Raw genomic sequence first — 8614 nt, forward strand, 5'->3', positions numbered from 1 at the left:
TTTGCATGGTTGCGGTTGATTTTTTTCCGACCTTTATCGCATGTTTGATCAGTTTTATTCTCAGGCCAACGATATGCTGAGGCTCGCATTTTTAGAAGAAGCCTTTAGACAGCATCCAGAACTCAAGGAGGAATTCATCGCCTTTTACCTCAAACCCACGGCTATGCAATTAAAATTGACCGTGGAGGATCCGGATGATTTTATTTTCGCAAGTACTGACCTGATAATTCAAGACTTGGAGACCCCTGATTTTGACGAACTGGCTTGGCACCGCGTGGTTCAAAGGCACCGGAGTCCGCCCGAAGAGTCCGGCTATGAGGCTACATGGGAAGAGAACCATTTGAACGGCGTGATTTCCTTTCACATAAGCCTTCTGGAGGGCTATTGTACCCAGAGGCATTTCGATTTGGCATATCTCTACCTCATCAGCTTATACGAAGCCTGTTATGAAGTAGTGTTGACAGAGGAACAAGACCTATTGCCCGATTTAAGAAGTATCCTGCTCGATTTGTTGATTGACAACCTGCAGCCTTGCATGCCCTTGTTCAAGTCCATTCAGCTGTCGTCCAATCAGCTTTTTACCGTGTCCACCGCTGTTTTAGATTTTTTTGTGCAGCATCGTCGGCAGCATGCCGGCTTTTTACGTTTTTTTGAGCCGTTCCTAGAGGCCATCATCCATACCGGTACGGAGGCTGCCATTGTTTTGGACGTGGTCGAATCACGAAATGCAGCAGATCACCTCTCTTGGCTCTACACAGAACTGCAGCGAAAGGCCGGTGGGAACCAAGCCTGGGAAAAGTCGGCACGTCGATATTACAAAAGGAACCGGTCGGTTGCCAGTTCCCTACTTGCCTATTACGAGACATCTAACAAGGCCGAGTTTGCACGCATAGCCGGGGAGCTTTGGAGAAATGGGCTTTTTCAGGAGGAGTTTGCACAGCGATATTTCGAAGGGATGGATCCCGGTGCCGATCCGGCGCTGTATCGGGAGGTCGTCCTTTATCTAAACCGATGGAGGTTTTCGGAAGTATACTACCGCGTGCTTATGAACCTGATGGATAGTGAGGAGCGAATGAGTTACCTGGAGACCTTTCGCTGGAACAAATCCGCCTACGTGTCGGGGCTTTGTCTGGAGAGGCGATATCCCGAGGCGCTTCGTTTTGCAGAGGTTCATTGCAACCGGTGGAACCTGCAAGACATCCTGGAACCTTGCCTGATTTACCAACCCCATAAGGCCCTGCTGATATTGGAAGCGAAGATTGAAGAACTGCTCGGGGAAGTGCGTGATCGGGATTTTTACCAGCGTGTCGCATGGGTGCTTCTTTTTGCCTCGGACATTCCTGAGATTCGTGAGGATGCCTCTGCGCTAATCGTCAGATTATATAGGAAATACAGCCGCTTACGGGCATTTCGCAGCGAACTGCGAAATGCCGGTCTCATGGATGGGTAATGGCCATTTGGCTGGCTGGTTTTTGTGGTTAGGGGTTTGAATAGGGCCGCAGCCTCCCGGTCAAAGCTAGTTAGTATTGTCCAGATTCCAGATTCGCTGCATGCCCAAAGGTAGCCTGGTGTGGTCGGGAATGGGTTGTACGGGTGCCTTTATACCTGGATTTAGGGGAAAGTCATGTTAATTTTTTGAGAAATCCCGAAAAATACCCCGATCAGGGTATTTTTTGTACGGCCTTTAATGCCGATCTTATGGGTTCAAACCAGCTTTTAAATTTACTACTTGGGGAGGGGTTGTGGATCTGCAGCTTTGTGTACTCAGGAAATAGAGCCATTCGTTGGGTTAATCTTTTAATGATCATTTGCGATTGAGCGGATTGCTTTTATGCTTTAGCTAGCAGATTTTGGGTTAATAAACCGATAAACTGAAAATCGGGAATGTTCATTAAAAAAACGACCCTACAGAATTAATTCGGTAGGGCCCTTTTAGATGTTTTCACAACGGAATAATCCTTATTGTGAATTGCTTCAAAATTGTAAAGCGAATATACAAGTAATATTTTAAACTTTTGATACAAGATGAAAAAGATTTTGGGATTGGATTTGGGTACGACTTCAATTGGTTGGGCATTTATCAAAGAACCTGAAAAAGAAGTGGTTGGTAGTGAAATTGTTGATATGGGTGTAAGAATAGTACCACTTAGTTCTGATGAAGAAAATGATTTTGCAAAGGGCAATACTATCTCAATTAATGCTGATAGGACTCTAAAAAGAGGAGCTAGAAGGAATTTACAACGATTCAAGCAAAGGAGAAATGCACTTCTTGAAATCTTTAAAGAAAAGAATTTGATTCCATCAAACTTTAAATATGCTGAGGATGGTCCATCTTCTACTTTTTCAACATTAAAGCTAAGAGATAAAGCAGCGAAAGAAAAAATTGAGCTCGATGAATTCGTGAAAGTCCTTTTACAAATAAATAAAAAAAGAGGCTACAAAAGCAGTAGAAAGGCAAAGTCCGATGAGGATGAAGGAACGGCCATTGACAGCATGGGTATAGCTAAGGAGTTATACGAAAATGATCTAACACCTGGACAATGGGTTTACGATGCATTGAAAAATGGAAGAAAGAATGTTCCTGATTTTTACAGATCTGACCTTCAAGAAGAATTTAGTAAAATTGTGAATTACCAATCAGAATTCTATCCCGATGTTTTGAATGCACCTTTTGTTGAAGATTGGATGGGAAAAGCTAGTACCCCTACAAAGCAATATTTCAATAAAAAAGGAGTTCAATTAGCCGAAAATAAGGGTAAACGGGAAGAAAGAAGATTGCAAGAATATAAATGGAGAGCTGAAGCAGTAAATTCTAAAATAGATCTTTCTGAAATCGCATTAATTCTTTCCCAAATTAATTCTCAAATATCCAATTCCAGTGGCTATTTAGGAGCTATTAGTGATAGAAGCAAGGAGTTATATTTCAAAAACCTAACTGTTGGCCAATACCTTTATCAGCAAGTCAAAAAAAATCCCCATACTCGATTGAAAGGACAGGTTTTTTACAGACAGGATTATTTGGATGAATTCGAAAAGATTTGGAGTGTGCAATCAAGGTTTTATCCTCAATTAAATGATAACCTTAAAAGAGAGATTAGGGACATTACTATTTTCTTTCAGCGTCGTCTTAAATCTCAAAAGCATTTGATTAGTAACTGTGAGTTTGAAGATCATCATAAAGTTGTACCTAAATCACACCCCATCTTTCAGGAATTCAGGATTTGGCAAAATCTCAATAATTTAACTTTAATAAAAAAGGATAATCTTAATGAAAAATTTGATCTTGAATTAGATGCTAAAATAGCCTTGGCTAGTGAATTGACATTTAAGAGGGACCTAAATGCAAAAGATGCTTTGAAAATTTTAGGATTAAAGCCTAGTGAATGGGAATTCAATTTTACAAAAATAGAAGGGAACCGTACCAACAATGCATTTTTTGAGGCGTTTGCAAAAATCATTGAATTAGAAGACGGAGAGCCTTTAGATGTAGGTGATTTGAATTCCGATGATATTTTGGATCAGTTTTCTGAAGTTTTTTTGAGAATTGGTATAGACCCAGGATTACTCCAAGTGAATAATGATGTTGAAGGGGCAGATTATGAAAAACAGCCCTACGTTCAATTTTGGCACTTATTGTATAGCTCTGAAGATGACCAGAAGTTAAAGCAAAATTTGATTAAAAAGTTTGGTTTCAAACCAGAGCATGCAAAAATTTTGGCAAGTATTAGCCTACAAGATGATCATGCTTCCTTAAGTAGTCGGGCAATTAAAAAAATATTACCACATCTTAAATCTGGACTTATCTACGACAAGGCTTGTGTATATGCCGGGTATAATCATTCATCTTCTTTTACCAAAGAAGAAAATGAAAAGAGAGCGTTGAGATCAGAGTTGGAATTATTAACAAAGAATTCTTTAAGGAATCCTGTCGTAGAGAAGATTCTTAATCAGATGATTAATGTTGTAAATGCTATTATAAAGGATCCTGAGCTTGGTAGGCCTGATGAAATAAGAATTGAAATGGCTCGAGAGCTAAAGGCAAATGCTGAGCAAAGAAAAAACATGACTTCAAACATTGCTTCAGCAACTCGAGATCATGAAAAATATAGAGAAATACTCAAGAAGGAATTTGGGCTTAAAAGAGTAACTAAAAACGATTTGCTACGCTACAAACTTTGGCTTGAAACAGATGGGATATCTCTTTACACTGGTAAGCCAATTGAGGCTAGTAAACTTTTCTCAAAGGAATACGACATCGAGCATATTATTCCTAAAGCAAGATTATTTGATGATTCTTTTTCTAACAAGACTATTTGTGAAAGACAGCTGAATATTGACAAAGCGAATGTTACGGCATTTAGTTTTCTTCAAAATAAGCTATCTGCTGATGAGTTTGAACAGTATCAGTCTCGAGTAAAATCACTTTATGGAAAGTTGAGTAAGGCGAAAATTCAAAAACTCTTAATGGCCAATGATAAAATACCTGAGGATTTTATTGCTCGACAGCTTCAAGAAACCCGCTATATCAGTAAAAAGGCGAAGGAAATACTTTTTGAGGTAACAAGGAGAGTAACTGTTACAACTGGAATTATTACCGATAAGCTACGGGAGGATTGGGGTCTGGTAGAGATTATGAAGGAGCTGAATTGGGAAAAATATGATAAGTTAGGGTTGACCTATACAATTGAAGGGAAACATGGCGAAAGGTTAAATAAAATCAAAGATTGGAGTAAAAGGAATGATCACCGCCATCATGCCATGGATGCTCTTGCAGTTGCATTGACAAAACCAGCTTATATTCAATATCTCAATAATCTAAATGCTAAAGGATTAAATGGTAAAAAAGGCACAGAGATTTTCGCAATAGAACAAAAATATCTTAAAAGAGAAAATGGAAAACTTTGTTTTATTCCTCCAATCGAAAATATTAGAGTTGAGGCTAAAAAGCACCTTTCTAAGATTTTGATTTCTTATAAAGCAAAAAATATAGTTGTTACAATTAACAGAAATAAAACGAAGAAGAGAGCAGGTTTCAATGAACAGATTGCCCTAACTCCAAGAGGTCAGCTTCATAAGGAGACGGTTTACGGGAAGTCATTTCACTATAGTACTAAGTTTGAGAAAGTCGGAGCCTCTTTTGATGCAGAGAAAATTAATACTGTTGCCAAGAAGGAAGAAAGAGAAGCTCTATTGAAAAGGCTGGCTGAAAATGGAAATGATCCAAAAAAGGCATTTACGGGGAAGAATTCCTTGAGTAAAATGCCTATTTACTTAGACTTGGAAAGAAATATAAAGCTACCTGAGAAAGTAAAGACTGTTGGACTCGAGGAAAATTACACCATCAGAAAAAATATTGATCCGGATTTGAAGGTGGATAAAGTTATAGATGTTGGAGTAAAAAGAATTTTAGAAAACCGACTGGAGGAGTTTGGAGGTAATGCCAAGCTTGCATTTTCAAATCTTGACGAAAACCCGATTTGGCTCAACAAAGAGAAAGGTATATCAATAAAAAGGGTCAAAATTTCAGGGGTAAATAATGTGGAGTCACTTCATATTAAAAAGAATCATTTTGGTGAACCAATTTTAGATCAAAAAGGAAATGAAATACCAGTTGATTTTGTCAGTACGGGCAATAATCATCACGTTGCTATTTATGAGGATGAAAAGGGAAATCTTCAAGAGGAGGTTGTTTCCTTTTTTGAAGCTGTTGTTAGGCAAAATCAAGGATTACCAATCATCAATAAAAACCATCCTTTAGGTTGGAAATTCTTATTTACGCTGAAACAGAATGAGTATTTCGTTTTCCCTTCTGAGGATTTTGATCCTGAGGAAATAGACTTGTTGGATGAAAAGAGTTATCATTTGATTAGTCCAAATTTATTTAGGGTGCAGAAAATTTCCAGAAAAAATTATGTGTTTAACAATCATCTGGAAACTAAAGCAGTAGATAATGAACTTTTAAAGTCCAAGAAAGAGCTATCTAAGATTACATATCATTTTTATCAAACGCCTGAACATTTAAGGGGTATAATTAAAGTTAGAATTGATCATCTTGGGAAAATCATTCATATTGGAGAGTACTAGAAAATGGAACCAGGCCAATCCTACCATATCTACAATCACGCTAACGGAATGGAGAATATCTTCCGGGAAGAACAGAATTACAGGTTCTTTCTGAAGCAGTATGCGAAGTATTTGGGTGATGTTGTGGATACTTATGCCTATTGCCTGATGCCAAATCATTTCCACTTCTTGGTGGGGGTAAAGCCGGGTTCAGACCTGTCAGGTTTTCAAAACCTGACAGGTCTAATCAAGCATCCATCTAAAAATCCAGCTATAAAGGGATTTACTGATTTTTTCAATTCCTACTCTAAGGCAATCAATAAGAGATTTGAAAGAAAAGGAAATTTGTTTATCCGTGCTTTCAAAAGAACCCCTATACTCGACGAATGCCAATGGCAGGAAACCTTCTTATATATCCACTTAAATCCAGTGAAGCATGGCTTTGGCAAAAACCATACTGATTGGAAGTGGTCAAGTTGGCATGCCTACCAAAATAAAAGCAAGCCTTCAAATTTAAACAGAGACTATTTTAACAATTTCTTTGACGGATGGGAACATGTGCAAAATATGATGGAAATGAAAAAGGAATGGTTGTTAAATAAAAATTTGGAGTAGGAAAAGTTAGACCTGACAGGTTTCTAAAACCTGTCAGGTCTAGAGGTCTTGAAAATTACTAAGTCTTAAAATTCAAAATTTTGATCAAAAGAACCCTCTTCTTCGGTAACCCCGCCTACCTCAGCACCAAAAACGAGCAGCTGCATATCAGTTTTCCAGAGGCTGATAAGGCGGACAGGACAGTTCCTATAGAAGACTTGGGAATGATCGTGTTGGAAAATCAGCAGATTACCATTACAAATGGGCTTTTGGCCAAACTCACTGATAGAAAAGTAGCAGTTGTCTCTTGCAATGCCCAACACCTGCCTGAAGGTCTGCTGTTACCTATGCAAGGTCATTCAGAACAAACAGAGCGGGTTCGGTATCAATTAGAAGCCTCTCAGCCATTGAAAAAGAATCTTTGGCAACAAACGGTCACTGCTAAGATCAAAAACCAATATGCATTGTTGCAAGAAAAAGGGAAGGCATCTAAGCGTATGGAATACCTCTACAAAAATGTCAATTCAGGAGATTCAGGAAATCATGAAGCACAGGCCGCAGCGATTTATTGGCAAGAGCTGTTTGATGTACCTGATTTCAATAGGGGACAGATGGGCATTCCGCCTAACAACTTATTGAATTATGGTTATGCCATTTTAAGAGCAGTAATTGCAAGGGCATTGGTTTCTTCAGGAATGCTTCCTGGAGTTGGGATTTGGCACCGTAACAAATACAATGCTTACTGCTTGGCAGATGATATCATGGAACCGTACAGGCCTTATGTGGATTTGGTGGTGTCCCATATCGTAGAGACGCAGGATGACTATGCTGAATTGACCACTGAGCTCAAAAAAGAATTGCTGAGCATTCCAGCATTGGATGTCAGAATTGATGGACAAAAAAGCCCCTTGATGGTCGCTGCTTCAAGGACGACATCCTCCTTGTTTGAGTGTTTTGCCGGAATCAGTCGAAAAATCATTTACCCGGAATATGGATGAAAAATATTTTTCAAGACTTAATCAATATAGGAGTTTGTGGGTCTTAGTCTTTTTTGATCTGCCCACCGAAACCCGCAAGGATAGAAAAATAGCTACTTCTTTCCGGAAAAAACTGCTGGATGATGGTTTTGCAATGTTTCAATTTTCCATCTATATGCGGTTTTGTGCCAGCAGGGAGAATGCCGATGTGCATATAAAAAGGACTAAGAAAAATCTTCCTCCAAAGGGAAAAGTAGGGATCATGTCAATAACCGATAAGCAGTTTGGGATGATGGAGGTATTTTTTGGAACCAGCAAGCAAGAGACGGAGCCGCCTTCGCAGCAGTTGGAGTTATTTTGAGACCTGACAGGTTTTAAAAACCTGTCAGGTCTATCCGGTTTCAGGAAAATGAGGCCAGATTTTTTGATTCTAATTTAGCGTATAAAAAACAGCATACCAGCTAGTTAAGTGCCGGTATGCTGTGATTTACCCCTTAAGGTACAATTTTGAAAGCAATTCACAACACAGTTACCCACGATTTTCATATTTGCTTGCTGTGATTTACACCTTAAGGTACAATTTTGAAAGCAATTCACAACCTTGTTGCAGAGTAGAAATTCGCTTTTGAGCTGTGATTTACCCCTTAAGGTACAATTTTGAAAGCAATTCACAACAGGAAATTCAGAATGCCGGCCTTCCAGTCGGCTGTGATTTACCCCTTAAGGTACAATTTTGAAAGCAATTCACAACGGAAAATGGTCTGCCTATTCTCGGTAGACCGCTGTGATTTACCCCTTAAGGTACAATTTTGAAAGCAATTCACAACATCTGGATATAAATTGGTTTCCGGCTTTTTGCTGTGATTTACCCCTTAAGGTACAATTTTGAAAGCAATTCACAACAGGAGGAGGATGAGAGTCGGACAGGCCATGGCTGTGATTTACCCCTTAAGGTACAATTTTGAAAGCAATTCACAACG

5 protein-coding genes are annotated in these 8614 nt (G+C 39.0%); all 5 read left to right on the top strand.

The window, feature by feature from the left end; genetic code table 11:
• Window positions 1-40 precede the first annotated feature (40 nt).
• The 5 genes from JJU34_RS01020 (at window position 41) to cas2 (ending at window position 7995) form a co-directional block, all read left to right on the top strand.
• Window positions 41-1450 (top strand): hypothetical protein, encoded by a 1410-nt coding sequence (locus JJU34_RS01020; RefSeq protein ID WP_228690451.1) that lies wholly within the window; start codon window positions 41-43, stop codon window positions 1448-1450.
• Window positions 1451-2025: 575 nt separating this feature from the next.
• Window positions 2026-6084: a type II CRISPR RNA-guided endonuclease Cas9 gene (cas9, locus tag JJU34_RS01025; protein WP_228690452.1), complete on the top strand. Its 4059-nt coding sequence runs from the start codon at window positions 2026-2028 to the stop codon at window positions 6082-6084.
• Window positions 6085-6132: 48 nt separating this feature from the next.
• Complete coding sequence (locus JJU34_RS01030; protein WP_228690453.1) at window positions 6133-6678, top strand: transposase; 546 nt, start codon at window positions 6133-6135, stop codon at window positions 6676-6678.
• Window positions 6679-6758: 80 nt separating this feature from the next.
• Complete coding sequence (gene cas1, locus JJU34_RS01035; RefSeq protein ID WP_228690454.1) at window positions 6759-7655, top strand: type II CRISPR-associated endonuclease Cas1; 897 nt, start codon at window positions 6759-6761, stop codon at window positions 7653-7655.
• Window positions 7648-7995 (top strand): CRISPR-associated endonuclease Cas2, encoded by a 348-nt coding sequence (gene cas2 / locus JJU34_RS01040; protein ID WP_009035782.1) that lies wholly within the window; start codon window positions 7648-7650, stop codon window positions 7993-7995. Before cas1 ends, cas2 begins: the two co-directional genes overlap by 8 nt.
• Window positions 7996-8614: the final 619 nt, after the last annotated feature.

The organism is Lunatimonas sp. (assembly GCF_020832325.1).
Taxonomy (GTDB): Bacteria; Bacteroidota; Bacteroidia; order Cytophagales; family Cyclobacteriaceae; genus Lunatimonas.

Coding starts and splice junctions, on each gene's coding strand:
- cas9 (WP_228690452.1), top strand. CDS start 2,026: ATGAAAAAGATTTTGGGATTGGATTTGGGTACGACTTCAATTGGTTGG.
- JJU34_RS01020 (WP_228690451.1), top strand. CDS start 41: ATGTTTGATCAGTTTTATTCTCAGGCCAACGATATGCTGAGGCTCGCA.
- cas2 (WP_009035782.1), top strand. CDS start 7,648: ATGGATGAAAAATATTTTTCAAGACTTAATCAATATAGGAGTTTGTGG.
- JJU34_RS01030 (WP_228690453.1), top strand. CDS start 6,133: ATGGAGAATATCTTCCGGGAAGAACAGAATTACAGGTTCTTTCTGAAG.